This window comes from Agrococcus sp. Marseille-P2731 (assembly GCF_900117395.1).
Lineage (GTDB): Bacteria > Actinomycetota > Actinomycetes > Actinomycetales > Microbacteriaceae > Agrococcus.
The window spans coordinates 129392-155104 of sequence record NZ_FPEG01000003.1; the positions used below are offsets into that span (position 1 = coordinate 129392).

Consider the following 25713-nt stretch of genomic DNA (forward strand, 5'->3'; position numbering starts at 1 on the left):
GACCAGCCTAGTCGCGCCTCCGCCGCCCGCCGCGTCCCAGGCTGGCGGGGGTACAGTGCCAGCACCGGCGGCCCGCGATGGGCCGTCACGACGAACGGAGACCACCTTGAGCATCGGCTTCGGCATCTTCCTCATGGCCGTCGGCGCGATCGTCGCCTGGGCAGTGCCAGCACTGTGGCAGGTCGAGGGCGTCGACTGGGCCCTCATCGGCTACATCCTGCTGGGCGCGGGCGCGCTCATCACGATCATCGGCATCGCCGTGAGCGCGCGCTCCGGCCGCACCTCGCAGGTGTCGCGCTCGAGCGTCGACCCGGGCACCGGCACCCGCGTCGAGCGCACCGAGCGTCGCGACGACCTGATCTGACCTGCGCATCGCGCGACGGGGCGCTGCATCGCGAGAGCGACGCAGCGCCCCGTCGCTCGTGCAGGAGCCGGCGCAGGGCGCTCAGGCGCGGGCGGCCTCGTCGATGAGCGCCGCGAGCTCGGCGGGCTTCGACCACATCGGCCAGTGGCCAGTGGGCAGATCGACGAGCGTGAGCGCTCGGTGCTCGAGCACGCCGGCCAGGAACGGGATCCCCTGCTCGGCGTAGGAGCGGTAGTCCTCGGCTGAGAACGCCGTGCAGACGATGGTCGCCGGCACGTCGAGCCGCCGGTCGTCGGTGAGGCGGGCGACATCGCGGACCGCGCCCGCAGGCTCCGGCACCGCACGGCTGCGCATCTCGACGAGCTGCTCGTCGCTCAGGTCGCGCATCGAGCCCTGCTCGAGCTCGTCGTCCCAGTTCGCCTCGATCGGCAGAGCGTCGCCCTCGAAGCTCGCGTCCATCGCGGCGCCGTCGACGACCGGCGCGGTGTCCACCCACACCGAGCGCGCCACGCGGTCGATGTTCCGGTCGATCGCGACGGTCGCGGGGATCGCCGCGCCGCTGTGGGCGACGAGCACGACCGGCCCGTCACCGATCGCCGCCTCGATCGCGCCGACGTGGTCCTCGAGCGAGACCTCGCCAGGGGTGGCGAAGCCCGGCTCGAGGCCCGGCAGCGTGAGGGCTTCGACGTCGTGGCCGAGCTCGCGGAGGCGAGCGGCCACGTCGTCCCAGGCCCAGGCGCCCAGCCAGAAGCCCGGGACGAGCAGGATGCGTGCAGGAGCGGTCGTCATGCTGGCGACGCTAGCCGCCTCCGCCCACATCGGCCAGGGCCGATGCGAGGCGGTCGCTCAGTCCTCCGAGCCGCGCAGGGAGACCCACGCGACGACCATGGCCAGCGCCATGAGCACGGCGCCCGAGATGCTGGTCGCGATCACGCCGTGGTCGAAGGCGGTGCGGGCGGCCTCCAGCAGCCGCTCCCCCGCGGCGCCCGCGCCCTCGGTCGCGGCGACCGCACCGCCCAGGGTCTCGCGCGCCGCATCCGCCATCGCCCCGTCGGTGCCGGCCGGCACCACGAGCGTCGCCCGGTAGACCGCGGTGAGCAGGCCGCCGAGCACGGTGGTGCCGAGCACGGCGCCGAACTCGTAGGCGGTCTCCGACATGGCGGATGCCGCGCCCGCCTTCGCCGGCGGCACGGCGGTGAGGATCATGTCGTTCGAGACGGTCTCGGCGGCGCCGATGCCGAGACCCAGCAGCGCGAACGCGACCGCGATGCCGGGCACCGTGACGTCCTCGCCGAGCACGGCGAGCATGCCGTAGGCGGCGAGCGAGGCGCTCAGCGCGATCACGACCGCGACTCCCGGGTCGACCCGCCGCACCACGCGCACGACCAGCAGGCCGGAGCCGATCATCGCGATGACGCCCGGCACGAGCACGAGCGCGGCGTCGAGCACGGGCATCGCCTCGACCAGCTGCAGGTGCTGCGTGACGAAGAAGAGGAAGCCGGTGAGCGCCACGACGCTGAGCAGGTTCACGAGCAGCGCGCCGCTGAACTGCGGCAGCCGGAAGAGCCCGACGTCGAGCATCGGCTGGGCCACCCGCCGCATCCGGCGCACGAACAGCCAGCCGGTCAGCACCGCGACCAGCACGAGCGCGATCCCGAGCGGGTCGACGCCCTTGACCGCGATCTCCTTGATGCCGGCGGCGAGGCCACCGAGCGCGAGCATCGACAGCGCGATGCCGATCGGGTCGATCGGGCCGGGCGCGGGGTCGCGCGACTCGTCGACGAGGAGCGGCGCGAGGATCAGCAGCGGCAGCAGCACCGGCACCGCGATGAGGAAGATGGCACCCCAGTGGAAGTGCGCCAGCAGCGCGCCACCCACGATGGGGCCGGCGGCCGAGCCGACCGAGAAGCCCGTCGCCCACACGGCGACGGCGAGGCGGCGCTGCTGCCGGTCGAGGAAGATGGTGCGCAGCAGCGCGAGCGTCGCGGGCATGAGCGTCGCGCCGAAGAAGCCGATGGCGGCGCGGGCGGCGATCAGCAGCTCGGCGGTGGGCGCGAAGGCCGCCAGCACCGAGACGACGGCGAAGCCGGTGGCGCCGATGAGCAGCAGGCGGCGACGGCCGACGCGGTCGCCGAGGTTGCCCATCGCGACGAGCAGGGTCGCGAGCACGAGCGAGTAGGCGTCGACGATCCAGAGCTGCTGCGAGGAGGTCGGCTGCAGCGACTGCGCGATCTCGGGCAGCGCGAAGTTGAGGGCCGTGATGTCGATCGAGACCAGCAGCACCGGCAGCATCAGCACCGCGAGCGCGGCCCAGCCGCGTGCTCCGGCGCGCGCAGGCGCGGTCGAAGGGGTGTCAGTGCTGCGGATGTCGTTGGTCACCCGAATACTGTACCGTCTGGACGGTTTTTTGTCGAGGTAGGGTGGGTGCCGTGAGCAAGGCAGATGACACCAGGGATCGCATCCTGGACGCGTTCGAGCAGCTCGTGCTCGAGCATGGCGAGCGCGCCGGCACGATCGCCGCGACCGCCGACGCGGCCGGGGTCTCGAAGGGCGGCCTGCTCTACCACTTCGGCTCGAAGACCGCGCTCGTCGAGGGCCTCGCGGAGCGGCTCGACCGCTTCGGCGTCGAGGAGGAGGATCGTCTCTCGCCCATGCCCGACGCCGTGCAGGTGTTCCTGCGCGAGTCGCTCGCCGCAGAGCACCCGATCGACCGCACGCTGGTCGCGCTGCTCAAGCTCGGGCAGCACGACGAGCACCAGGCGGCCCGCGAGGCGCTCACCCGGCTCGACGAGCACTACCTCGCCGCGCTGACGGCGAGCCTGGGCGATCGCGACCTGGCGCTGCTCGTCGTGCGGCTGAGCGACGGCATCTACCTGCGGTCGGTGATCGGCGGCTCTGGCTCGCTGCCGGCCGACTCGGTCGAGCGCGTGATCGCTCGGCTCGAGCTGCTGCTCGAGGGCTAGGGGCTAGAGCTCGCGGATCTCGATCTGGCGGATCGCGGTCGCATCGATCGAGGCGCTCAGCTGCTCGATGAGGGCGTCGGGCGCAGCCTGGTCGATCGTCACGATCGACAGCGCGTCGCCGCCCGCCTCCGTGCGCGCGATCTGCATGCCGGCGATGTTGATGCCCGCCTCGCCGAACGCCGCGCCGTAGGTCGCGACGATGCCGGGTCGGTCGACGTACTCCATCACCACGAAGTGCTGCGCGAGCGGCACCTCGACCGACTGCCCGTTGACGCCGACGATCTTCTCGATCTGCTTCGGGCCGGTCAGCGTGCCCTCGACGCTCACCCGGCGGCCGTCGCTCGTCGCCAGCACGACCTCGACGACGTTGCGGTACTCCTCGCTGCGCTCGTCAGCGGTCAGCGTGCTCGTCACGCCGCGCGACTCGGCCAGCACCGGCGCGTTGACGAACGTCACCTGCTCGCTCACGATCGACGAGAAGAAGCCCTTGAGGGCCGCCAGGCGCAGCACCTTGACGTCGTAGGCGGCGAGCTCGCCGTGCACGGCGACGTCCACCGACTCCACCGGTCCCCCGGCGAGGCCCGCCGCGAACTGGCCCAGGCGCTCCGCGAGCGGGATCCCGGGGCGCACGTACTCGTCGATGATCCCGCCTGCGACGTTCACCGCATCCGGCACCAGGTCGCCGGCGAGCGCGAGGCGCACCGAGCGGGCGACGGCGATGCCCGCCTTCTCCTGCGCCTCGTCGGTCGATGCGCCCAGGTGCGGCGTGACCTGGATGTTCGGGGCGCTCGTGAGCGCGTCGTCCTTCGGCGGCTCCGAGACGAAGACGTCGATGCCTGCACCCGCGATGCGGCCGCTGCGGAGCGCCTCTGCGAGGGCGGCCTCGTCGATGATGCCGCCGCGCGAGGCGTTGACGATCCGCAGGCTCTGCTTCGCGAGGGCGAACTGCGCCTCACCGATCAGGCCGACCGTCTCGGGCGTTCGCGGGATGTGGATGGTGATGAAGTCGCTCTCGGCCATCAGCTCGTCGAGCGTGCGCAGCTCGACGCCCAGCTGTGCGGCGCGCGCGGGGCTGACGAAGGGGTCGAAGGCGATGAGCTTGGTGCCGAAGGCGGCGAGGCGCTCGGCGACCAGCACGCCGATGCGGCCCAGGCCCACGATCCCGACCGTCTTCTCGTAGAGCTCGACGCCCGTGTACGCCGAGCGCTTCCACTCCCCTCGCTTGAGCGACGCATCCGCCGCCGGGATGTGCCGGGCGAGGCCCAGCAGGTGCGCGATCGCGAGCTCTGCCGCAGAGACGATGTTCGAGGTCGGGGCGTTCACGACCATGACGCCGGCCTTCGTGGCAGCCGGGATCTCGACGTTGTCGAGGCCGACGCCCGCGCGTGCGACGACCTTGAGCTGCGGCGCGTGCGAGAGCGCCTCCGCGTCGATGCGCGTAGCGCTGCGCACGAGCACGGCGGATGCGTCGGCGAGCGCCGCGAAGAGCGCGGGACGGTCGGTGCCGTCCACGTTGCGCACATCGAAGTCGGGCCCGAGGGCATCGACGGTGGCGGCCGAGAGCTCCTCGGCGATCAGGACGACGGGCTTGGACATGCGGGACTCCTCGCGGGGTGGGGGCAGGCAGCACCACGTCGTGCCGCGCCCAGCCTATCGAGGGGCGCGTACCGAGGCGGCCTCCGACGTCTTCCAGCGCAACAGGCCATGATGCCCTCATGCTGACCGTGACGACGAACGAGATCCCGGGCTTCCGCATCCTCGCCGTGCAGGGCGAGGTGATGGGCCTCACCGTGCGCAGCCGCGACGCGGCCTCGAACTGGGTCGCGGGCTGGCGAGCGATCGGCGGCGGCGAGATCCCCGAGTTCACGCAGATGCTCTACGAGGCGCGCATGCAGGTGATGGGCCGCATGGTCGACGAGGCGCAGCGGCGCGGCGCGAACGCGATCGTCGCGATGCGCTTCGACGCCAGCGACATCGGCGCGCAGTGGACCGAGATCTGCGCCTACGGCACCGCGGTCGTCGTCGAGGCGATCCCGAGCGGGCAGGAGGGCGCGACCCCGCAGTCCGCCGACCTCGCGCGCCAGCACCCGCGGCATCCGGGCGTCTTCACGCCGCCGGGCGACGTGCCGCCCGCAGCGCACGGAACCCCCGACCCCTTCGGCCTGCCGCCGCACCACCCCTGAGCCGCGCCTCGCACTCCTGCGTCAGCGGGCGCGTGCGGCACAGGCACCCGGATGCGGGAGGATGGACGCGATGGACGCCTTCGCAATCGCGCAGCTCGTGCTGCGCATCATCCTCGCCCTCGTCTTCGTCGGCATGGGCCTGACGCACTTCGTCCCGCGCGTGCGGCGCACGATGGCGGCGATGATCCCCGCGAGGCTCGCCGGGCCGGAGCGTCGGCGAGCGCTGCCGCTCGTGACGATCTCGGGCGTCGCCGAGGTGCTGGGCGGCATCGGCCTGCTCGCTCCCTGGTGGGGCGTGCGCTTCGCGGCGGGCATCGCGCTCATCGCGCTGCTCATCGCCGTCTTCCCGGCGAACGCCGAGGCCGCGAGGGATCCCAAGCGCTTCGGCGCGGTCGCGATGCCGCTCGTGCCGCGCGCGATCGGCCAGGTCGTGCTCGGGGCGCTGCTGCTCGTCGCCGTGATCTGACCGGTCGCCCGTTCGCGTCAGCCGCCGAGCGCGGTGACCGCGATCTGCCGCGCCAGCTGCTCTGCGAGCAGGCTGAGCTGCGCGCTCACCGCGAGCGCCACGAGCAGCACGCCGGCCTTGGGCACCAGGCGCATGCCGCGCCCGATCCACAGCGCTGCGAAGAACAGCACCGCGGGCAGCGCGACGCCGGCGATCAGCAGCCACCACGGCGTCGAGCCCTCGATGCCGCTGCCGAGGTAGAGCAGCGGCAGCTGCTGCAGGTTGGCGACCGCCTCGACCGTGTCGTAGCCGAAGCCGAGCGCGAGCAGCAGCGCCACGATCCAGCTGTCGCCCGGGCGCTCCTCGCGCGGCGGCCGCGCTTGGTGCACCTGCTCGTCCGGCATCCGCGCATCTCCCGCCTCAGCCGCGCTCATGCGAGGAGCCCTGCCACGAGCGGCCACGGCGCGGTGACGACGAGACCGGCGAGCCACCAGGGCGCACGGCGCGCGAGCGGCGCGAAGCGGTCGACCACGAGCCACCAGAGCAGCGGCGCGATCACCGCGAGCAGCTCGCCGAGCTGGTACATCGCGAGGCCCAGCAGGCTCGGCTGGTCGACCGGGTTCGCGACGATGATGACGACCCAGCCGGCGGTCGCCGCGACCGCGAGCACCAGCAGCAGCCAGCCGAGCGGCCCGCGCGGCCGCGCTGCGCGGGCCGGGGCGGCGGATGCGTCGGCGTGCGCCACGCGGTCGGCCTCGGCCTGCGCCTCGGCCTCGGCGACCGACAGGCGATCGAGATCGTCATCGCCCTCCCAGCGGAGGGCGTCCTCGTCAGTGCTCATCGCTCCGATGCTACCGGCGGCAGATCGTCGATCCAGGTGATCGAGGCCCCGTGAGGGTGCGTGATCGCGAGCGGCTCGCCGTCGCGGCGCAGCACGAAGTCGCCCGGCCGCGCCCACGGTGCGGGCGGGCCGAGCTCGAGCGCTCCGCCCTCGTTCGCCACCCACGTGACGGGCAGCTCCCGCATGAGCTCGGCGAAGTCGACGCGGGCCGCAGCCGGCACGTAGGCCAGCACGGCCGAGTGCCACACGACCACCGTCGGCGCGTGCCGCGCGGCCTCCTCGACGACCGCGCGCGTGTCCGTCATCAGGTCGCCGCGGCGCACGTGGGCGCTCTCGCGCCGCGCGATCGCGATGCCGGTGCGCACCCGGTCGACGCGTGCGCCGTCGACGCCGCCCGTCGCATCCGGCCACACGAGCGCCTCGAGCCACGCCCGCGTCTCGGGATCGTCGGGGTCGAGGGGCTGCAGGTCGAGCCCGCCGCGCCAGGCGACGGTCGGCGGATGGGTCGGCACGGGCGTCGAGGGCGAGGCCTCGGTCTCGAGCAGCGGCAGGCTCGCGTCGCCCGCGTACCGGCCCGGTCCGAAGCGGTAGCGCCAGCGGTCAGGGTAGAGGCACAGGCCCGCGGATGCGCCCACCTCGACGAGCGCGATGGGCCCGGTCAGGTGCGCGATGGCCGGCAGCAGCGTGGCCATGCGCCTCGCCTCGTTGGTCTGCGTCATGCGCGCGAGCATCGTGGCGCGGATGCGGCCCCAGCTGCCCGCGATCATGTCGCGCACCTGCGACCACGGCTGCAGCGGCACGCCCTCGAAGCGCGCGGCGGCGAAGAGCAGGTTGGCCTGGCGCTTCAGCGGCTCGAGCTCGGCGATGGCCGCGCACAGCCACGGATCGTCGGCGACGCCGAGCGCCCACTCGGCGTAGCGGGGCGAGCCCTCGCCAGCCTCGACCCGTGCCCAGCGGCGATAGGCGTCGCTCACCCGCTGGTCGTCGGTCACGCTCTGCATGCCGCCCAGCATGGCACTGCACGGCACCGGCGACGGGCAGCGCTCCCGCCGCGGGCGCGACCGCCAGCCATCGCCGCGCCCCCTGCCGCAGCGCAGCTGCCTCGCGCCTAGGCCACCGCGCGCTGTCGCAGCGGGCAGGCGGCCGGGCCCTCGAGCCGCGCACCGTCCGGCGCGAAGCGGGAGCCATGCGCGCTGCAGTCCCAGCTGCGCCCCTCGGTGTTCCACTGCACGAGCGCACCGACGTGCGGGCAGAAGGCCGACACCTGCCGGGTCTGGCCCCCGACGGTCGAGGTCGCGACGATCCGCACGCCATCGCGGCCGAGGCTGCCCTCGCCCTCGGCGGGCACCGACGCGGGCGTGAGCGCCTGGCCCCAGGCACGCATGTCGGCGGCGCCGCTCGCAGCAGCAGCGCCCGCGAGGCGACCGAGCGCGACGGGAGTCGTGCCGCGCCGTCGCAGCGCGTGCGCCCACCCGGGCTCGTCGCCGACGATGCGGCCGGCGAGCGCCAGCGCGCTCATCGCTCCACTCGTCATCCCCCACTTGTCGAAGCCCGTCGCGAGCAGCACGCGGCCGCGCGAGCCGGGCCGCGCGCCGATCCACGGCAACCGGTCGGGCGTGCGGTAGTCCTGCGCGCTCCACTCGTGCGTGCGCTCGGCGTCGGGCCAGTGCTGCAGCACCCAGCGATCGAGCTCGGCCACGATCCGACGCGTGTCGCGGTGGCGCCCCACCGCGTGGCCGCCGCCGCCCGCGACGAGCACTCGCTCACCGCCCAGCGTGGCCGTCCGCAGCGAGCGGCTCGGCTCGTCGACGCTCAGCGCCATCACCTCGGGCAGCGGCGCAGCGGTGCGGTAGGAGGCGGCGTACGAGCGCTGCGCCTCCAGCAGCGTCGACGTGCCGCGGGCGGGCACGGGCGAGCCCGTCGCCAGCACGGCCGTCCCCGCGTGCCACTGGCCCGCATCCGTCTCGATCTCGACCCCGCCGCGCCGCGCGCGCACCCGGCGCACGGCGGCGTGCACGATGCTGCCGCCGTGCTCGCGCAGCTCGCCGGCGAGCGCGGCGAGGGTCGTCATCGGCTGCAGCTGCGCCTGGTCGACGAGCTGCAGGGCGCCGGTGGTCGTGAAGGGCAGGCTCTCGTCGCCGCCCGGCTGGACGGGGAGGCCGAGAGATCGCGCCGCCTCGAGCTCGCGAGCGACGCTCGCCGCGCCCTCGGCGCCGAAGGCGAAGGAGACGGCCGGGCGCAGCTCTGCAGGGGTGCCGCGGCGCTCGAGCAGCTCGAGCAGCCAGCGCTGGCCGGCGAGCGAGCCGTCGACGTAGGCCTGCGTCGCGTCGCGGCTCGCGAGCTGCAGGATGCGGTGCAGGCGGTCGCCCTGCAGCAGGCTGAGCTTCGCAGTGGTGTTGCCGGTCGCGACGGAGCCGATGGGGCGTGCCTCGAGCACGACGACGCTCGCGCCACGGCGCGCGAGCAGCGCTGCGGTGGCGAGGCCCGTGATGCCCGCCCCGATCACCGCGACGTCTGGCCGCCGCTGCGAGGCGTCGTCGAAGTCGATCGTCGGGCCGTCGGCATGCCAGAGAGCAGTCATGTACCCCAGCCAAGCGAGGCGACGGGGCATGCGCAAGGGGCGGGCACCCAGGTGACCCTCGCGCTACCACCGGACAGCGAAGGGGCGAGGGATCCGCGTGGATCCCTCGCCCCTGCCGTGGCCTCGCGGGTCAGCGCTGCGCGCTGCCGTCGACGTAGTCGGCGTCCGGCTGCTCCCAGGCGAACAGGTCGCGCAGCTTCTTGCCGGTCGCCTCGATCGGGTGGCTCTCGGCCTTCGCGCGCAGCTCCTTGAACTCGGGCGCGCCGGCATCCTGGTCGGCGATGAATCGCTCGGCGAAGGCACCCGTCTGGATGTCCTTCAGCACGGCCTGCATGTTCTCCTTGACGCGCGCGTCGACGACGCGGGGGCCCGAGACGTAGTCGCCGTACTCGGCGGTGTCGGAGACCGACCAGCGCTGCTTCGCGATGCCGCCCTCCCACATGAGGTCGACGATGAGCTTCAGCTCGTGCAGCACCTCGAAGTAGGCGATCTCGGGCTGGTAGCCCGCCTCGGTGAGGGTCTCGAAACCGTACTGCACGAGCTGCGAGACGCCGCCGCAGAGCACGGCCTGCTCGCCGAAGAGGTCCGTCTCGGTCTCCTCGGTGAAGGTCGTCTTGATGCCGCCCGCGCGCAGGCCGCCGATCGCCTTCGAGTACGACCAGGCGGTCTGCCATGCCGAGCCAGAGGCATCCGTCTCGACGGCGACGATCACGGGTACGCCGCGGCCCGCCTCGAACTCGCGGCGCACCGTGTGGCCCGGGCCCTTGGGCGCGACGAGCACGACGTCGATGCCCTCGGGCGCGTCGATGTAGCCGAAGCGCACGTTGAAGCCGTGGCTGAAGACGAGGGTCTTGCCCTCGCTCATGTGCTGCGCGACCTCGTCGTTGTAGATGTGGCGCTGGAACTGGTCGGGCGCGAGCAGCACGACGACGTCTGCCCACTCCGCGACCTCTGCGGGCGTGCCCACCTCGAAGCCGGCCTCCGTGGCCTTCTGGCGGCTCTTCGACTCCGGCTGCAGGCCGACGCGGACCTCGACGCCCGAGTCGCGCAGGTTCTGCGCGTGCGCGTGGCCCTGCGAGCCGTAGCCGACGATCGCGACCTTCTTGCCCTGGATGATGCCGAGGTCGGCACCGTCGTCGTAGATGACCTCAGTCATGGGTGACTCCTTCTGTTCGTTCGTACGTTCTTGGTGGCTCAGGGGCGCGCGTCAGGCGCGGTCGGCCTTGAGCACGCGCTCGCTGATGGACTTGCCGCCGCGCCCGATGGCCAGCAGGCCCGACTGCGCGATCTCCTTGATGCCGTAGGGCTCGAGCAGCCGCAGCAGCGCCTGGCACTTCGGCGAGTCGCCCGTGACCTCGATCACGAGCGCATCGGTGGTGACGTCGACGACCCGCGCCCGGAAGAGCGTCGTCGCCTCGAGGATCTGCGAGCGGGTGGAGTTGTCGACGCGCACCTTGATGAGCATGTGCTCGCGCTGCACCGACTGCCCGGGCTCGAGCTCGACGATCTTCACGACGTTCACGAGCTTGTTGAGCTGCTTGGTGACCTGCTCGAGCGGCAGCTGATCCACGTCGACGACGACCGTGATGCGGCTGAGACCCGGCACTTCGGTCTTGCCGACCGCGAGCGACTCGATGTTGAACCCCCGGCGCGCGAAGAGCGCGGCGACGCGGGTCAGCAGACCCGGCTTGTCCTCCACCAGGAGCGACAGGACGTGCGTGCTCATCACTCCTCCTCCCACACGGGGCTGTGATCCTTCGCGTACTGCACGAAGGAGTTCGAGACCCCCTGCGGCACCATCGGCCACACCATCGAGTCCTTCGAGACGATGAAGTCGATCACGACCGGGCGGTCGTTCGTCTCCAGCGCCAGCTTGATCGCCGGGTCGATCTCCTCCGGCGTCGTGACGCGGATGGACAGGCACCCGTAGGCCTCGCCCAGCTTCACGAAGTCGGGGATCATCTTGGCGTCGGTACCGGTCTCGAGGTCGGTGAACGAGTGCCGGCCCTCGTAGAACAGGCTCTGCCACTGCCGCACCATCCCGAGCGACGAGTTGTTGATGATCGCGACCTTGATCGGGATGTCGTTGAGCGTGCAGGTGGCGAGCTCCTGATTGGTCATCTGGAAGCATCCGTCGCCGTCGATCGCCCACACCACCCGCTCGGGGTCGGCGACCTTCGCGCCCATCGCTGCGGGCACGGCGTAGCCCATGGTGCCGGCGCCGCCGGAGTTGAGCCACGCGTTCGGACGCTCGTACTTGATGAACTGGGCCGCCCACATCTGGTGCTGACCGACGCCCGCGGCGAAGATGCCCTCGGGTCCGGTGATCTCGCCGATGCGCTGGATCACGTGCTGCGGCGAGAGCTTGCCGTCGGTGGGCGGGGTGAAGCCGAGCGGGAACCGCTCCTGGAGGCCGTGGAGGCGCTCCCACCAGTCGGTCAGGTCGGGGCGCTCGCTCACCGCGAGCTCCTGGAACGCGATCGACAGGTCGGCGAGCACCTCGCGCACGTCGCCGACGATGGGCACGTCGGCGGCGCGGATCTTCGAGATCTCCGCCGGGTCCACGTCGACGTGGATCACCTTGGCGCCGGGGGCGAACTCGGCGACCTTGCCGGTGACGCGGTCGTCGAAGCGGGCGCCGAGCGCGAGGATCAGGTCGCACTCCTGGAACGCGAGCACCGCGGGCACCGCGCCGTGCATGCCGGGCATGCCCAGGTGCTGCGGGTGCGAGTCGGGGAACGCGCCGCGCGCCATGAGCGTCGTGACGATCGGGGCGCCCGTCGCCTCGGCGAAGTCGAGCAGCTCCTGCGAGGCCTTCGCGCGGATCACGCCGCCGCCGACGTAGAGCAGCGGGCGCTGCGACTGCGAGAGGAGCTGCGCCGCTGCCGCGATCTGCTTGCCGTGCGCCTTCGTGACGGGCCGGTAGCCGGGCAGGTCGACCTTCTCGGGCCAGACGAACGGCGCCGAGTTGGCCTGCGCATCCTTCGTGATGTCGACGAGCACGGGGCCGGGGCGACCGGTCGAGGCGATGTGGAAGGCGGCCTGCAGCACGGCCGGCACGTCGGCCGGGTCGGAGACCTGGAAGGTGTGCTTCGTGATCGGCATCACGATGCCCGTGATGTCGGCCTCCTGGAACGCATCCGTGCCGATCAGGTGGCTGAACACCTGGCCGGTGATCGCGACCATCGGCACCGAGTCCATGTAGGCGTCGGCGATCGCGGTGACGAGGTTCGTGGCACCGGGACCGGAGGTCGCGAGGCAGACGCCGACCCTGCCGGTGGCGGCCGCGTAGCCCTCGGCGGCGTGGCCGCCGCCCTGCTCGTGGCGCACGAGGATGTGGCGGATCGCGCTCTGCTGCATGAGCTCGTCGTAGAACGGGATGATCGCGCCGCCGGGGATGCCGAACACGTCGGTGACCCCGAGGAGCTCGAGCGACTTGAGGACGGCACCCGACCCCGTCAGGGTCGGCGGCGAGGCCTCGCGCGGCGGCGCAGGCCGTGGGGTGATGGTCATGGCTCTCCTGTGCTCGAACGGCCTGTGCAGGACAGACCGGGCTGGATCGACCGGGCGTGCGTCAGCCGGTGACAGCGCCGGTGGCGGCGGACTGCACGAGCTTGGCGTACTTGGCGAGGACTCCGCGCGTGTAGCGCGGGGGCAGCGGCTCCCAGCCCTCACGCCGGGAAGCGAGCTCTGCCTCGTCGACGATCAGGTCAAGCGAGCGAGCGGCGATGTCGACCTTGATGCGGTCTCCGTCGCGCACGAAGGCGATCGGACCGGAGTCGACCGCCTCAGGGGCGATGTGGCCGATGCACAGGCCGGTTGTGCCGCCTGAGAATCTGCCGTCGGTCAAGAGTAGTACATCCTTGCCGAGCCCAGCGCCCTTGATGGCGGCGGTGATGGCGAGCATCTCGCGCATGCCGGGGCCGCCCTTCGGGCCCTCGTAGCGGATCACGACGACGTCGCCGGCCCGGATCTCGCCGTTCGTCAGCGCATCCATCGCCGCGCGCTCGCGGTCGAAGACGCGCGCGGGGCCCTCGAAGACCTCGGCGTCGAAGCCGGCCGTCTTCACGACGGCACCGTCGGGGGCGAAGGAGCCGGAGAGGATCGTCAGGCCGCCGGTGGCGTGGATGGGGTCGGCCAGGTCGCGCACGACCGTGCCGTCGATCGGCTGCGGGTCGAGCGCTGCGAGGTTCTCGGCGAGCGTCCTGCCCGTCACCGTCAGCACGTCGCCGTGCAGCAGGCCGGCGTCGAGCAGCGCCTTCATGACGACGGGCATGCCGCCGACGCGGTCGAAGTCCTGCGCGACGTAGGCGCCGAAGGGCTTGACGTCTGCCAGGTGGGGCGAGCGCTCCCCCACGCGCCGGAAGTCGTCGAGCGTCAGCTCGACCTCGGCCTCGTGCGCGATCGCCAGCAGGTGCAGCACCGCGTTCGTCGAGCCCCCGAGCACCATCGCGACGGTGATGGCGTTCTCGAACGCCTCCTTCGTCAGGATGTCGCGCGCGGTGATGCCGCGACGCAGCAGCTCGACGACCGCGGCGCCCGATTGGCGTGCGTAGTAGTCGCGACGGCGGTCGGCCGAGAGCGGCGTCGACGAGCCGGGCAGGCTCATGCCGAGCGCCTCGGCGACGCAGGCCATGGTGTTCGCGGTGTACATGCCGCCGCAGGCGCCCTCGCCCGGAGCGAAGCCGCACTCGATGCGGTGCAGGTCCTCCGCCGAGATCTTGCCGGCCTTGTAGGCGCCGACCGCCTCGAAGGAGTCGATGATCGTCATCGACTTCGGGATCGTGCCGTCCTCGAGCTTCGCGAAGCCGGGGGCGATCGAGCCGGCGTAGACGAACACGCTCGCGAGGTCGAGGCGCGCGGCCGCCATGAGCATGCCGGGCAGCGACTTGTCGCAGCCGGCCAGCAGCACCGTGCCGTCGAGGCGCTCGGCCATCACGACCGTCTCGACGCTGTCGGCGATGACCTCGCGCGAGACGAGCGAGAAGTGCATGCCCTCGTGGCCCATCGAGATGCCGTCGGAGACCGACACCGTGCCGAACTGCAGCGGGTAGCCGCCGCCGGCGTGCACGCCCTCCTTCGAGGAGCGCGCGAGGCGATCGAGCGAGAGGTTGCACGGCGTGATCTCGTTCCACGAGCTCGCGATGCCGATCTGGGGCTTCTCCCAGTCGGCGTCGCCCATGCCCACGGCGCGCAGCATCCCGCGGCTGGTGGTCGCTTCCACCCCGTCCGTGACGGCACGGGAACGCGGCTTGATGTCGATCTCAGGCATGCTGCGATCCTACGCCGCGGGTGATGTCTGATCTGGCCGCCCAGCACCGCCTCGCTCGTCCGCGGCACCGCATCCGACGTCATCCTGCACGTTCGCACTCACCGAGAGGGTCTACCGTCGAGGCATGATCCCGATCGGCCTCAGCACGATCTCCGTCTTCCCCAAGGGGGTCGAGGACGGCTTCCGGCTCTCGCGCGAAGCGGGCTTCGACGGTGTCGAGGTCATGGTGACGACGGATGCGAAGACGCGCAGCCCCGAGCGCCTGCTCGAACTCGCCGACCGCTACGAGCAGCCCATCATGGCCATCCACGCGCCGGTGGTGCTGCTGACGACCTTCGTCTGGGGCCGAGACCCCTTCGTGAAGCTCGATCGCTCGGCCGAGCTCGCCGTCTCGGTGGGCGCGCCGACCGTCGTCGTGCACCCGCCGTTCCGCTGGCAGGGCAAGTACGCCAGGACGTTCACGGATGCGGTGCGCGCGACCGAGCAGAAGCACGGCATCGAGGTCGCGGTCGAGAACATGTTCCCCTGGGCGGCCGGCGGCATCGACCGCCAGGCCTATCTGCCCGGCATCGACCCGAGCCTCATGGACGTCGACCACGCGACGCTCGACTTCTCGCACTGCGCGCTCGCGAAGCGCGACTCGATGCAGCTCGCCCTCGACCTGGGCGACCGGCTGCGCCACGTGCACCTCACCGACGGCGTCGCCGCCGAGGAGGGGCGCGTGTTCGACGAGCACCTGATCCCCGGCCACGGCAACGAGCCCGTCGCCGAGGTGCTGCAGATGCTCGCGCAGCAGCAGTGGTCCGGTCAGGTGATCGCTGAGATCAAGACGCGGCAGGCGCGCTCGGAGCGCGACCGCCTGCGGCTGCTGACCGAGACGATCGAGTTCGCTCGCGAGCACCTCGCGGTCGACGCGCCCGCCGAGGCCGAGCCGGCCGCGGCCTCCTCGACGCCCGAGCCCGACACCGGCACCTGACGCGGTCGACGCTCGGCGCGCCGCGCGGCCGTCGCGATGCTGACCGTGTGCACGCTCCGGTCCTCGGGCGCGCCGTCTGAGCGCGACTGCGTGCACACGGATCGCCGGGGCCACGAGTCGTGCAGCGAGTCAGCGCGGCGGCGAAGGTGTCAGCGGGCGCGGCGTCATGGGGCCAGCTCGCCGCGGCCCGGCGGAGTGCTCGCGGCGTCGAGCAAGGGCGTGACCAGCGCGACGAGCGCTGCCCGGTCGGGCTTGCGCATCCGCCCCCGCCTCGGCAGCGCGCCGATCGCGACGACCAGGTCTGGCAGCGCGCCGTGATCGATGAGGCCCGGCAGCGCGGCCGCGACGCGCCTCGCGAGCGGATGCGCGGGGTCGGGCACCAGCCCGTCGCGCGCGCCGCCGGTGCCACCTGAGGCGGGCACCACCGCGACCACGACGCGGTCGTCGCCGATCGCATCCGGCACCCCCACCATCGCCGCGTCGGCGACACCGGGCAGCGATGCGATGAGCGGCTCGTAGAGCCCGACGTAGATGTTCTGCGTGCCGCGCAGCAGCATGTCCTTCTTGCGGCCGAGCAGGGTGAGGCGGCCGTCGTCGATGCGGGCCAGGTCACCCGTGCGCACCTCTGCGAGCTCGTCGGGCAGCTCGTGCAGGTAGGCGCGCGCGAGGCCCGGGCCCGAGAGCACCAGCTCGCCGTCGTCGATGCGGGCGTCGACGCTCGGCACGACGGCACCGACCAGATCGCCCGCGCTCGACGCGCGCAGCTTCTCGCGGCCGTCGGCGATCGCGACCGGCAGGATCTCGCTCATCCCGTAGACGCAGCGGATGCGCGCCTGGGGGAACCGCGCGAGCGCGCGCTCGATGAGCGGCGGCAGCACCGGCGCCCCGCCGAGGGCGATGAGCTGCAGGCCGCCGGGCGCGGCACCCTGCTCGTCGAGGAGCCGCAGGATCGCGTCGAGCCCGCCGGGCGAGGCGAACACGGCTTCGGCGCGCTCGAGGTGGGGCAGGTAGCGCTCCGGCGAGGCACCCGGGTCCAGACCCGCGGGCGGCAGCGTCCAGTGGCTGCCGGCGATGAGCGCGGGGATGCCGATCATGAGCTGGTCGGTGAGGAGCCGCAGCCCGGGCGTGAGGCCGAGCCCCGCGCGGATGTCGGCGAGGCCGGCGCCGAGCGACGCGAGCGTGTGCAGCACGGTCTTCGGCTCGCCCGTGGTGCCGGAGGTGAAGATCAGCAGCGCGTCGGCGTCCGCGTCGGCGGCCGGCAGCGCCCGCGGGCGGGTGCGCGCGAGCGCGTCGAGGCGATGCGCCCCCCGGGGCGAGCCTGGCAGGCTGCGGCCCGCGACGATGTGTCGGGCGTGCGGCAGCAGCTCGGCGTAGGCGGGCAGGTCGATGCCGCGGCTGCGCGCGACGCGGCGGAGGCCGGGGCTGGAGACGAGGTGCAGCAGCGACTCTGCGGCCGTCCACTGCGGCTGCGCGAGCGCGAGCCGGGCGGCGAGCAGCTCGGGCCCTGCGCCCAGGTCGACGAACGCGATCTGGCCGCCGGCGCGACAGATCGCGAGCGCGAGCACCACGGCGTCGATCGACGGCCGCACCGAGAACGCGACGCGGTCGCCCGGCCGCATGCCCGCATCCACGAGCCCCGTCGCGACCCGCTCGATGCGCTCGCCCAGGTCGCCGAAGCTCAGCGTCTGCCTGCCGGAGCTCAGCGCGGGGCGCCCCGCGTGCTCGCGGGTGGCGGCGAGCACGGCCTCGAGCATGCTCACGGTCGGGCCTCCACGATCAGTCGGGCGTAGGCGGGCAGCAGCTGGCCGCGAGCGGGCGCGCGCTCGATGACGCGCAGCGTGCGGCCGGCCCGCTCGACGCTGCGCAGCGCCGCGAGCACCAGGCGGATCTCGGCCATCGCGAGCGGGGCGCCGATGCAGAAGTGCGCACCCGCGCCGAACCAGAGCTGCTTCAGCCCCGCCGCGCGATCGCTCGCGGGGTCGAAGCCGCCGGCAGCGCGGTCGGCGGCGTAGGTGAGGATGATGACGCGATCGCCGGGCGCGACCGCGACCGATCCGATCGTGCGGGCGACGAGGGTCGATCGCAGCATGACGGGGGTCGGCGTCGTCCATCGCAGCCCCTCGGCGATCGCCCGCTCGGCCGCCTCGTCGTCGACGACTTCCCGCAGCGTGCCGCTGTCGGCGAGCAGCGCTGCGATGCGCGGGATGGCCGCGGCGATCGTCTCGGTGCCCGTCAGCACGAACGCGCCGACCGCGCTGAGCGCCTCCTCCTCGCTGAGGCCGAGGCCGCGCAGGCGCCCGGGCACGGTCGACTCGTCGCCGCGGTAGGCAGCGGCCGCGTGCTCGCCGAGCGCGTCGAGCACCGCGCGGGCGCTCTTGACCTGCGCGGGGCGCAGCGTCGGCCGAGTGAGGCGCACCATGCCGGTGATGCCAGCGATCTGCTGGAACAGCCGATCGTCGACAGCCTCGCGCTCGAGCCCGACGAGCAGCGCGATCGCGGCGCTCGCCGAGCGCCGGGTGTGCGCGGCGAGATCGACGCGCTCGCCCGCGAGCAGGCTGCGCTCGAGCGCCGCCGCGCCCTCCCCCAGCGCCTGCTGCACGAGCGGCTCGACGAACGAGGGCGAGAAGATCGGCGCGAGCCTCCGCCGCAGGGTGCGGTGGTCGTCTCCATGCATGTTCAGCAGGACGCTCGGGCCGAGCACCGGCGTCCACAGGTCGCTCGACGCGCCCTTGCCCTGCTTCGAGAACCCCTCGCCGTCGAGCAGCACCCGGCGGGCGAGCGCCGCGTCCTTGACGACGACGCCGAGGCCCGGCACGCGACGCACCGGCCCGCGCACGGCCTGCAGCAGCGGGTAGCCCACGGGGTGCACCGCACGCATGAGCCGCTCGTCGTGGCGCATCGCGAGCGCCAGAGCCTCCGCGCGGTCGGCGGAGGGGCGGTGGGCAGTGGCTCGGTCCGCGGTCATCGGATGTCCACGTGCTCGGGCCGGTACGCGTGGTCCTTGTACCAGAGCAGCGTGTTCTTCAACCCCCACGCCTGCACCCGGCGCGACGAGCCGCGCACGACGACGTCCGAGCGCCGCGCGTAGTTGCCCGTCAGCCGCCGGACCGCGTTGACGAGCGCGCGATCCTCGTGCAGGTCCTCGATCGCGGTGCGCGGGAACCCGCCGCTCGCGACGTACATCGCGGCGGTGATCGCCACGTTGCAGCCGGGCGCCATCACGTAGGGACCGTGGAACTGCGGGCCGTTGTTGTCGGGCCTGACGACGCCGAACGCATCCGCGATGTGCACCGCGCCCATCAGCAGCGCGCGGGTCACGGGCCCGAGCCCCTCGTCGTGCCGCGGCACGAGGCTGCCGGCGACGAGATCGAGCCCCAGGCCGCCCTGCTCGCGAGGCGTGAGGGCCTGGCGGATGCGCGCCGTCCAGTCGAGCCGCGGGATGCAGTCGGCGTCGGTGCGCGCGAGCATCGTCGCGCCGGCGGCGATCGCGGCGCGCATGCCGGTGTCGGCAGCCGCGCCCGTGCCCTTCTGCGGCTCGTCGACGACGCGCCAGCGGCTGAGCCCCCGCGCAGCGGCGAAGGCCTCGATGACGGCGCGCGAGCCGTCGGTCGATGCGTTGTCGACGAAGACCGCGTCGAAGTCGGCGTCGCGCTGCGCGGCGAGCTGACGCAGCGTCGGGCCGATGCCGCGCGCCTCGTCGAAGACCGGCACGACGACCGCGAGGCGCCCTGTCGCGGGGGCAGCGGCGCCGCTCACAGCCGCACCGCCGCCGCGCCCAGGCTGATGCCGCCGGCGAGGCCGACGAGCAGCACGAGGCTCCCGGGGCCGACGAGCCCCTCGTCGAGCGCCTGCCGCAGCTGGATCGGCAGGGTCGCCGACGCGAGGTTGCCGTGCAGCGCGACGGTCGGGAGGATGCGCTCGACACCGAGGCCGAGGCGCTCGGCGATCGGCGCGAGGTGCGGCTCTGCCACCTGGTGCATCAGCACGAGGTCGACGTCGTCGAGCGCGATGCCGTTGCGGGCGAGGAGGCCCGTGACGAGCTCGGGCCCGAGCGCCATGAAGGCGCGCTGCAGCCCGCGTCCATCGATGTCGAAGTAGGTCGCGTCCGGGTCGCGCGGGCGCATCGAGCCGCCCATCGGCAGCGTGCCGATCGACCAGTGGTGGCTCGCCGCCGAGAACGCGAGGTCGACGATGCCGCGGCCCTCGTCCTCCGGGGCGGCCTCGAGGATGAGCGCGGCACCCGCGTCGCTCATCGTGTAGCCGGGGAATGAGCGCACGAACTGGTGCCGGTCGGCGACCTGCCACCGCACCGCGCTCGTCGGCGTCTCGCCGCTCGCGATCAGCACGCGCCGCGCCTGGCCGCTCACGATGAGCGCCTGCGCGACCTGCACGGCGTTCAGCACCGAGTTGCAGGCGTTCTTGACGTCGAAGACCGGCACGCCGAGGCCGAGCTTGTCGCTGACGATGTGCGAGGTGGCGGGCTCGATGAGATCCTGGCTCGCGCTCGCGAACACCAGCAGGTCGACGGGCTCGGGCGAGGCTTCGATCGCTCGCCGCGCCGCGTGCACCGCGAGGTCCGAGGCCTGCTCGCCCTCCTCGCGCTCGTGCACCCGGTCGACGCCCGTCATGCGGCGGATGAGCCCGACAGGCAGCAGCACGCCGGGGTTCTCGTCGCGCAGGCGCCGCTCGGTCTGCTCCGTGGTGCGGATGCGCGTCGCGAGCAGCGCCTGCACGCCGACGAGCCAGGCCGAGCGGATGAGCATCGTGAGCAGCACGCGGCCGTCGGACTCGCCGGAGGCGAAGACCCTGCTGCGGCTGCGCGCCAGCACGAGCGCGAGCGCCAGGGCACCGAGCCACAGGCCGATCGGCACGGCGATCGTCAGGATGCGCGCCTCGCCGGTGGGCAGCGCGCCCTGCTCGGCGAGGTCGAAGCCGACCGGGTTGGTCGCGACGTCAGAGAGGTTCTCGAGCTCGCTGTCGCTCAGCTGCGGCAGGGCGTCGAGGCCTTCGCGCAGCCCCTCGGCGAGCTGCGTGCCACCGTCGCCCAGCTGCTCGGCGCCGGTCTGCGCCGAGCGCGCGCCAGCGGCCAGCTGCACGGCGCCCGACTCGAGCTCGCCGAGCCCGGTGCCGAGCTCGCGGGTGCCGTCAGCGAGCTGCTGCGCGCCGGCGACCGAGGCGCCGAAGCCGCCTTCGAGCTCGCCGAGTCCACCGGCGAGCTGGGAGGCGCCGTCGCGCAGCGCGGGCGAGCCGGCCGAGGCCTGCGCGGCGCCGTCGGCGAGCTGGGCAGCACCGTCGCGCACCCCGGCGCCTCCGGCGATGAGCTGCGACGCTCCTGCGCCGAGCTGGTCGAGCCCGCCGGTCGCCTCGCCCAGACCCGCCGCGAGCGAGCCCGCGATGTCCTGCTGGTCGAGCTGGCCGAGCCCTGCGGCGAGCTGCCGCGCCCCCTCGAGCGCCGCGGGGTCGGTGCCCGGGTCAGCCTCGAGGGCCGCGACGACCTGAGCTGCGGCCGACGCCGATGAGCCGATCGCGTCCTCGAGCTGGCCGATGCCGCCCGCCTCGATCGCCTGGTCGAGCCCGGCGCCGATCTGCGAGGTCAGCTGCTGCACGCCGCCGGCGAACTGGTCGACGCCCGCGGTGTACCGGTCGATGCCGTCGCTCAGCTGCGCGGCGCCGCCTGCGAGCTGGTCGACGCCGCCGGTGTACTGCCCGATGCCGTCGCTGAGCGCGGCTCCACCGTCGGCGAGCTGGCCGATGCCCTGCTGCGCCGTGCCGAGGCCGGACGCGAGCTGATCGCCGCCGTCCGCGAGCTGCAGCGCACCGTCCTGGGCGCTGCCTGCGCCGTCGGCGAGCTGGTCGACGCCGCCGGCGATCTCGCCGATGCCGTCCGCGAGCTCCGTGCCGCCGTCGCCGAGCGCATCCGCGCCGTCGACGACCGCGCCCAGCTGCTCGGCCATCGTGCCCATGCCGCCATAGATGCCAGAGATGAAGCCGCTCGTCACCACATCGCCGAAGGAGGCCATGATCGATTCGCCCGTCTCGGTCGCGAGGCTCGTCGCGAGACCGCTCGAGCTCGCGTCGGTGACGATGCGGATGCCCGCCTGCTGCGGCTCGTCGCCCTGCAGGCTCAGCACGCGCTCGGAGAAGTCGTCGGGGATCGTGACGACGGCGCGCACGTCCCCGGCCGCGAGCGCCTCGGCCGCGTCCTCCTCGTTCAGGATCAGGAAGTCGAAGCCGTCCTCGTCGTCGGCGACCAGGTCGGTGACGACCTGTCGACCGGCGAACATCGTCGACTCGGTGCCGTCCGCGGCCGTGGTCGTGATGATCTGATCGCTGTTCACGACCGCTGCCGTCACATCGCGCTCGCCGTCCACGGCGGGCCCGAGCGACCAGGCGGCGAACGCGGCGATCGCGAACGGGGTCGCGGCGGCCGCGGTGAGCGCGGCGGCCTTCGTGAGCGTGCTGGTCATCGGTCTGCTCCCGTGGTCGCGAGATCCCCGCTCGGGGTCCCGCTGTCGGTCGATCGGTCGTCGTTCGAGGTGGTGGCGGATGCGGCGCCAGCGGCCGCGCGCGCGGCCTCGGCAGCGCGCGCCTCGGCAGCGCGCTCCTCAGCGGCAGCATCCGCAGGCGTGAGCTCGAGCGTCGCCCGCCCGTGCGCCTCGGGCGAGGGCTCGCTCGTGACGATCGTGAGGTCGTCGCCGCCCAGGCGAGCCGCGAGCGCCGCAGCGCCGGTCGGGGCGCCGGTCGCGGCGTCGATCCAGACGAGGCTCGGCGTGCGCTCGAGCGCGATGGCGAGCAGCACGGCCGCGCGCTCCAGCGGCGCGAGTCGCGCGAGCGGCGCCGCAGCGTCGATCGCGGTGCCCGCGGCCGAGCTCGCGCGCTCGACGAGCGCCGCTGCCCGCGCATCGAGCACGTGGCCGACCGCGAAGGGCGAGCGCAGCGCCAGTGCGGACCGCGCCGCCTGGTGCGCCGATTCGACGTGCCCGTCCAGGTCGACGAGCGCGATGCGGTCGCGCAGCGTGGCGACGTCGCCGGGCAGCGCCGCCCCGCCGAGGTGGGCGCGCCCCTCGGCGCCGACGTCGCCCAGCAGCGCGTGCGCGAGCCGCTGACGATCGGCGAAGGGTCCGTCGAGGCGCACGACCGCGCCGCGCGGTGCCGTGATCGTCCAGGAGGCGCTGCCGGGCTCGTCGTGGCCGAGCTCTGGTCGCAGGCGCTCGAGCGCGAGGTGACCGCCCGCATCCGTCGCCCACGCGAGGGCTGCCCGGTGCCGGCCCAGGCTCTCGCCCTCGACGTCCATGTCGGGCATCGCGCGGTCGAGCCACTTCGGCAGCCACCAGGCGCGCTCGCCCATGAGCGTCATGAGCGCCGGGATCAGCGTCATGCGCACGAGGAAGGCGTCGACCGCCACTCCGACCGCGAGGCCGAGCGCGATCGCCTTGATCATCGCCATGCCCTCCGGCACGAACGCGAAGAAGACGAAGAACATGATGAGCGCAGCCGCCGTGACGACGCGGGCATTCGCGGCGAAGCCGTGGCGCACCGCGTCGATCGCCCGATCGGGGTCGGAGGCGCGCCCGTGGGCGTAGGCCTCGCGCATGCCGGAGACGAGGAACATCTGGTAGTCCATCGCGAGGCCGAACAGCACCGCCATCAGCAGCACCGGCATGAACGACAGGATCGGCCCGGGCTCCGCGTGCAGCAGCTCGATGCCCCGGCCCCACTGCATGACCGCGACGACGGTGCCGAAGGCGGCGAGCACCGAGCCGAGGAAGCCGAGCGCGGCCGTGATCGGCACGAGGATCGAGCGGAACACGAGCATGAGCAGCACGATCGCGAGCGAGACGACCACGGCGCCGAAGGGCAGCAGCGCGTCGGCGAGGCGCGCAGAGACGTCGATCTGCACGGCCGTCGCACCCGTCACCGCGATGGGCGTGTCGTGCGCGGCCTCGAGCGCGGGGGCGGCGTCGCGGATGCGCTGCACGAGCTCTGCGGTCGCGTGATCGGTGGGGCCGGTCTCGGCGATGACCTGCACGATCGCGGTGTCGGCGGTCTCGTCGGGATAGGCGCTGCCGATGCGCTCGACGCCCTCGATCTCGGCGAGGTCGTCGGAGAGCTCGTCGAGCACGCCCATGATGTCGGTGACCTGCGTGATGTCCGCCATCACGACGAGCGGTCCGGTCGAGCCGTCGCCGAAGCCCTCCTGCAGCATGTCGTAGGCCATCCGCTGCGTCGTGCCCTGGGCCTCCCGCCCGTTGTCGGGCAGTGCGAGCTCGAGGCTCGCGGCAGGCACGGATGCGACGCCCACGACCGCGAGCACGGCGAGGATCGCGACCCAGGGCCGCTTCGCGACGCCGGTGACCCAGCGCATGCCGAGGGTCGGCTGCGCATCGACGTCGCGCTCGGCGAGGCGCGCGGCGCGACCGCCGGGCTTCGGGCGCAGGCGCTCGCCCAGCAGCGCCATGATCGCCGGGAGCAGCGTCGCGGCGGCGGCGACGGCGATCGCGACCGAGACGGCCGCGCCGATGCCCATCACCGACAGGAACGGGATGCCGACGATCAGCAGGCCCGTGAGGGCGACGATGACGGTGAGGCCCGCGAAGAGCACGGCGGTGCCCGCGGTGCCGACCGCGAGCGACCCGGATTCGATGACGCCCATGCCGCGGGCGAGCTGCGATCGGTGCTTCGAGAGGATGAAGAGCGCGTAGTCGATGCCGACGGCGAGGCCGATCATGAGCGCCATGAGCGGCGCCGAGTTCGACACGGTCACGAGCGCGGATGCCGCGAGCACCCCGCCCATCGTGATGCCGACGCCGACGAGCGCGGTGATGAGCGGCAGGCCGGCGGCGAGCAGCGACCAGAAGGTGACGAACAGCACGATGCCGGCGAAGAGCACGCCGAGGCCCTCGACCCAGGAGATCGGCACGCTCGTGGCCTGGAACGCCTGCCCCCCGAACTCGACCGTCAGGCCCGACGCGCGCGCCGCATCCGCCGTCGCCACCAGCTCGTCGACGCCTGCGGGCGCCGCGCTCGAGCCGCTCGGCTCGAACTGCACCTGCGCGAAGGCGTAGCGGCCGTCGTCGGAGATCTGATCGGCGGCGAACTCATCCCAGGGGCCGAGCGCCGTGGCGATGTCGTCGATCTCGGCGATCTCGGCGACCTGCGTCTCGATGACGTCGCGGAACTGCTCGACCTGCTCGCCCTCGGGCGCGGCGTAGACGACCTGCACGGCCGAGCCCGCGACCTGCGGGAAGACGCTCGAGAGGCGATCGAGCGCCTGCTGCGACTCGGTGCCGGGGATGTCGAAGGACTCCTGCATGTTCGGGCCGAGCGCCAGCGCGCCGCCCAGCACGCCGCCGAGGGCGAGCACCCAGGCGATGATGACGAACCATGCGCGGCGCATCGAGGCTGCGCCGACGCGGGAGAGCCAGGTGGCCATCAGGCGTCCTTCCCTTCGGTGGTGGCGCTCGCGGCGCCAGCGGTGTTCGCTGCGACGGTCGCGGCGGGGTCGTGCTCTGCCGGCAGCGGCGGGCACAGGTCGACGATCGTGTCGATCAGCACGCGGCGCTTGAGCTCGCGGTCGAACTCCGGCACGTCATCGCGCTCGGCCTCGCCGATCAGGAAGGCGGCGCCCGCGAGCCCGATCGAGAGGCGCATGACCTCCGGAGTGGCGGATGCCTCGGCGATGAGCACCTCTGCCATGCGGTTCACGAGAGCGTTGGCGCGCCCGATCACCGGCACGTCGAGCAGAGCGCCACGCTGGCTGACGAAGATCGTGACCGCGCGCGCATGCGCCTGCAGCAGGTCGACGAAGACGGTGACGAGCGACACGAGGTCGTCGCGGCTGAAGGCGTGGTGCTGGTCGCTCGTGGGCACCTGCTGCAGCAGCGACTCGAGCGCGTCGAGCGCCGGCGCCATCGCGGCCTCCAGCAGCGACTCCTTCGAGTCGAAGTGGTAGAGCACCGAGGACTTCGAGGTGCCGACCGCGTCGGCGATCTGCTGGATCGAGGTGCCGAGGTAGCCGTAGCGGGCGAAGCGCTCGAGCGCCGCTTCGAGGATCGTGTCGCGGGTGGTCACGTGACCCCACTGTACTG

The 25713-nt window shown here is 73.2% G+C and carries 22 protein-coding genes; 5 read left to right on the forward strand and 17 right to left on the reverse strand.

Translation table 11 applies throughout. The annotated features are described in order from the left end of the window. Positions 1-106: 106 nt before the first annotated feature. Positions 107-364, forward strand: a complete 258-nt coding sequence (locus BQ6202_RS08805) for a DUF6458 family protein (RefSeq protein ID WP_072314124.1) — start codon at positions 107-109, stop codon at positions 362-364. 81 nt (positions 365-445) lie between these two features. Here BQ6202_RS08805 and BQ6202_RS08810 read toward each other — a convergent pair whose 3' ends face one another. Both BQ6202_RS08810 and BQ6202_RS08815 read right to left on the reverse strand, forming a co-directional pair. Continuing rightward, a complete protein-coding gene (locus BQ6202_RS08810) occupies positions 446-1153 on the reverse strand; it encodes an alpha/beta fold hydrolase (RefSeq protein ID WP_072314125.1) in 708 nt (235 codons plus the stop codon). 57 nt (positions 1154-1210) lie between these two features. After that, positions 1211-2743, reverse strand: coding sequence for an MFS transporter (locus tag BQ6202_RS08815; RefSeq protein ID WP_234946171.1), 1533 nt, complete (start codon positions 2741-2743; stop codon positions 1211-1213). 50 nt (positions 2744-2793) lie between these two features. Between BQ6202_RS08815 and BQ6202_RS08820 the strand changes: the two genes are divergently transcribed. Beyond that, positions 2794-3327: a TetR/AcrR family transcriptional regulator gene (locus BQ6202_RS08820; RefSeq protein ID WP_072314127.1), complete on the forward strand. Its 534-nt coding sequence runs from the start codon at positions 2794-2796 to the stop codon at positions 3325-3327. Between the two features lie 3 nt (positions 3328-3330). Here BQ6202_RS08820 and serA read toward each other — a convergent pair whose 3' ends face one another. Next, a complete protein-coding gene (gene serA, locus BQ6202_RS08825; RefSeq protein ID WP_072314128.1) occupies positions 3331-4923 on the reverse strand; it encodes a phosphoglycerate dehydrogenase in 1593 nt (530 codons plus the stop codon). A gap of 119 nt (positions 4924-5042) precedes the next feature. On the opposite strand from serA, the gene BQ6202_RS08830 reads away from it, so the two are divergent. Both BQ6202_RS08830 and BQ6202_RS08835 read left to right on the forward strand, forming a co-directional pair. After that, a complete protein-coding gene (locus BQ6202_RS08830; RefSeq protein ID WP_072314129.1) occupies positions 5043-5510 on the forward strand; it encodes a YbjQ family protein in 468 nt (155 codons plus the stop codon). A 70-nt stretch (positions 5511-5580) separates the two neighbouring features. Then, positions 5581-5976: a DoxX family protein gene (locus tag BQ6202_RS08835; protein WP_072314130.1), complete on the forward strand. Its 396-nt coding sequence runs from the start codon at positions 5581-5583 to the stop codon at positions 5974-5976. A 17-nt stretch (positions 5977-5993) separates the two neighbouring features. Here the strand turns inward: BQ6202_RS08835 and BQ6202_RS08840 are convergent, their stop codons facing one another. The 8 genes from BQ6202_RS08840 to ilvD all read right to left on the reverse strand — a co-directional run bounded on the left by BQ6202_RS08840 (position 5994) and on the right by ilvD (position 14649). After that, entirely contained in the window at positions 5994-6389 is a 396-nt protein-coding gene (locus BQ6202_RS08840; RefSeq protein WP_143143703.1) for a hypothetical protein, read from the reverse strand. Next, entirely contained in the window at positions 6386-6796 is a 411-nt protein-coding gene (locus BQ6202_RS08845) for a hypothetical protein (RefSeq protein ID WP_072314132.1), read from the reverse strand. Before BQ6202_RS08845 ends, BQ6202_RS08840 begins: the two co-directional genes overlap by 4 nt. Continuing rightward, the gene (locus BQ6202_RS08850) at positions 6793-7797 is read right to left on the reverse strand and encodes a DUF2332 domain-containing protein (RefSeq protein WP_159433633.1); all 1005 of its coding nucleotides are present in this window, start codon (positions 7795-7797) and stop codon (positions 6793-6795) included. The genes BQ6202_RS08845 and BQ6202_RS08850 overlap by 4 nt, the downstream gene beginning before the upstream one ends. A 107-nt stretch (positions 7798-7904) precedes the next feature. Next, a complete protein-coding gene (locus tag BQ6202_RS08855; RefSeq protein WP_072314134.1) occupies positions 7905-9377 on the reverse strand; it encodes an FAD-dependent oxidoreductase in 1473 nt (490 codons plus the stop codon). Between the two features lie 130 nt (positions 9378-9507). Beyond that, entirely contained in the window at positions 9508-10533 is a 1026-nt protein-coding gene (gene ilvC / locus BQ6202_RS08860; protein WP_072314135.1) for a ketol-acid reductoisomerase, read from the reverse strand. A gap of 51 nt (positions 10534-10584) precedes the next feature. Next, positions 10585-11103 carry an acetolactate synthase small subunit gene (gene ilvN, locus BQ6202_RS08865; RefSeq protein WP_072314136.1) on the reverse strand — a complete coding sequence of 173 codons (519 nt, stop codon included), beginning with the start codon at positions 11101-11103 and terminating at the stop codon, positions 10585-10587. After that, positions 11103-12890 (reverse strand): acetolactate synthase large subunit, encoded by a 1788-nt coding sequence (locus BQ6202_RS08870; protein WP_072314137.1) that lies wholly within the window; start codon positions 12888-12890, stop codon positions 11103-11105. Before BQ6202_RS08870 ends, ilvN begins: the two co-directional genes overlap by 1 nt. A gap of 61 nt (positions 12891-12951) precedes the next feature. Then, positions 12952-14649: a dihydroxy-acid dehydratase gene (gene ilvD, locus BQ6202_RS08875; protein ID WP_072314138.1), complete on the reverse strand. Its 1698-nt coding sequence runs from the start codon at positions 14647-14649 to the stop codon at positions 12952-12954. A 124-nt stretch (positions 14650-14773) separates the two neighbouring features. Here ilvD and BQ6202_RS08880 point away from each other — a divergent pair, with 124 nt between their 5' ends. Next, positions 14774-15625 carry a sugar phosphate isomerase/epimerase family protein gene (locus BQ6202_RS08880; RefSeq protein ID WP_072314139.1) on the forward strand — a complete coding sequence of 284 codons (852 nt, stop codon included), beginning with the start codon at positions 14774-14776 and terminating at the stop codon, positions 15623-15625. A gap of 164 nt (positions 15626-15789) precedes the next feature. Here the strand turns inward: BQ6202_RS08880 and BQ6202_RS08885 are convergent, their stop codons facing one another. From BQ6202_RS08885 to BQ6202_RS08925, 6 genes are read right to left on the reverse strand one after another with little or no spacing between them, the layout of a single operon-like run. After that, positions 15790-17379 carry a class I adenylate-forming enzyme family protein gene (locus BQ6202_RS08885; RefSeq protein WP_072314140.1) on the reverse strand — a complete coding sequence of 530 codons (1590 nt, stop codon included), beginning with the start codon at positions 17377-17379 and terminating at the stop codon, positions 15790-15792. 2 nt (positions 17380-17381) lie between these two features. Beyond that, on the reverse strand, positions 17382-18590 hold the full coding sequence (locus tag BQ6202_RS08890; protein WP_200792238.1) for a cytochrome P450: 1209 nt from the start codon (positions 18588-18590) through the stop codon (positions 17382-17384). Beyond that, complete coding sequence (locus BQ6202_RS08895) at positions 18587-19381, reverse strand: glycosyltransferase family 2 protein (RefSeq protein WP_234946172.1); 795 nt, start codon at positions 19379-19381, stop codon at positions 18587-18589. The genes BQ6202_RS08890 and BQ6202_RS08895 overlap by 4 nt, the downstream gene beginning before the upstream one ends. Next, a complete protein-coding gene (locus tag BQ6202_RS14590) occupies positions 19378-22092 on the reverse strand; it encodes a 3-oxoacyl-[acyl-carrier-protein] synthase III C-terminal domain-containing protein (RefSeq protein WP_083587161.1) in 2715 nt (904 codons plus the stop codon). The genes BQ6202_RS08895 and BQ6202_RS14590 overlap by 4 nt, the downstream gene beginning before the upstream one ends. Then, entirely contained in the window at positions 22089-25058 is a 2970-nt protein-coding gene (locus BQ6202_RS08920) for an MMPL family transporter (RefSeq protein ID WP_072314142.1), read from the reverse strand. The genes BQ6202_RS14590 and BQ6202_RS08920 overlap by 4 nt, the downstream gene beginning before the upstream one ends. Next, positions 25058-25696, reverse strand: a complete 639-nt coding sequence (locus BQ6202_RS08925) for a TetR/AcrR family transcriptional regulator (RefSeq protein ID WP_072314143.1) — start codon at positions 25694-25696, stop codon at positions 25058-25060. The genes BQ6202_RS08920 and BQ6202_RS08925 overlap by 1 nt, the downstream gene beginning before the upstream one ends. Positions 25697-25713 lie beyond the last annotated feature (17 nt).

Excerpts from the sequence above, each read along its gene's own strand:
- BQ6202_RS08810 (WP_072314125.1), bottom strand. The coding sequence starts at position 1,153 with ATGACGACCGCTCCTGCACGCATCCTGCTCGTCCCGGGCTTCTGGCTG.
- serA (WP_072314128.1), bottom strand. The coding sequence starts at position 4,923 with ATGTCCAAGCCCGTCGTCCTGATCGCCGAGGAGCTCTCGGCCGCCACC.
- BQ6202_RS08830 (WP_072314129.1), top strand. The coding sequence starts at position 5,043 with ATGCTGACCGTGACGACGAACGAGATCCCGGGCTTCCGCATCCTCGCC.
- BQ6202_RS08835 (WP_072314130.1), top strand. The coding sequence starts at position 5,581 with ATGGACGCCTTCGCAATCGCGCAGCTCGTGCTGCGCATCATCCTCGCC.
- BQ6202_RS08840 (WP_143143703.1), bottom strand. The coding sequence starts at position 6,389 with ATGAGCGCGGCTGAGGCGGGAGATGCGCGGATGCCGGACGAGCAGGTG.
- BQ6202_RS08845 (WP_072314132.1), bottom strand. The coding sequence starts at position 6,796 with ATGAGCACTGACGAGGACGCCCTCCGCTGGGAGGGCGATGACGATCTC.
- BQ6202_RS08850 (WP_159433633.1), bottom strand. The coding sequence starts at position 7,797 with ATGCAGAGCGTGACCGACGACCAGCGGGTGAGCGACGCCTATCGCCGC.
- BQ6202_RS08855 (WP_072314134.1), bottom strand. The coding sequence starts at position 9,377 with ATGACTGCTCTCTGGCATGCCGACGGCCCGACGATCGACTTCGACGAC.
- ilvC (WP_072314135.1), bottom strand. The coding sequence starts at position 10,533 with ATGACTGAGGTCATCTACGACGACGGTGCCGACCTCGGCATCATCCAG.
- ilvN (WP_072314136.1), bottom strand. The coding sequence starts at position 11,103 with ATGAGCACGCACGTCCTGTCGCTCCTGGTGGAGGACAAGCCGGGTCTG.
- BQ6202_RS08870 (WP_072314137.1), bottom strand. The coding sequence starts at position 12,890 with ATGACCATCACCCCACGGCCTGCGCCGCCGCGCGAGGCCTCGCCGCCG.
- ilvD (WP_072314138.1), bottom strand. The coding sequence starts at position 14,649 with ATGCCTGAGATCGACATCAAGCCGCGTTCCCGTGCCGTCACGGACGGG.
- BQ6202_RS08880 (WP_072314139.1), top strand. The coding sequence starts at position 14,774 with ATGATCCCGATCGGCCTCAGCACGATCTCCGTCTTCCCCAAGGGGGTC.
- BQ6202_RS08885 (WP_072314140.1), bottom strand. The coding sequence starts at position 17,379 with ATGCTCGAGGCCGTGCTCGCCGCCACCCGCGAGCACGCGGGGCGCCCC.
- BQ6202_RS08890 (WP_200792238.1), bottom strand. The coding sequence starts at position 18,590 with ATGACCGCGGACCGAGCCACTGCCCACCGCCCCTCCGCCGACCGCGCG.
- BQ6202_RS14590 (WP_083587161.1), bottom strand. The coding sequence starts at position 22,092 with ATGACCAGCACGCTCACGAAGGCCGCCGCGCTCACCGCGGCCGCCGCG.
- BQ6202_RS08920 (WP_072314142.1), bottom strand. The coding sequence starts at position 25,058 with ATGGCCACCTGGCTCTCCCGCGTCGGCGCAGCCTCGATGCGCCGCGCA.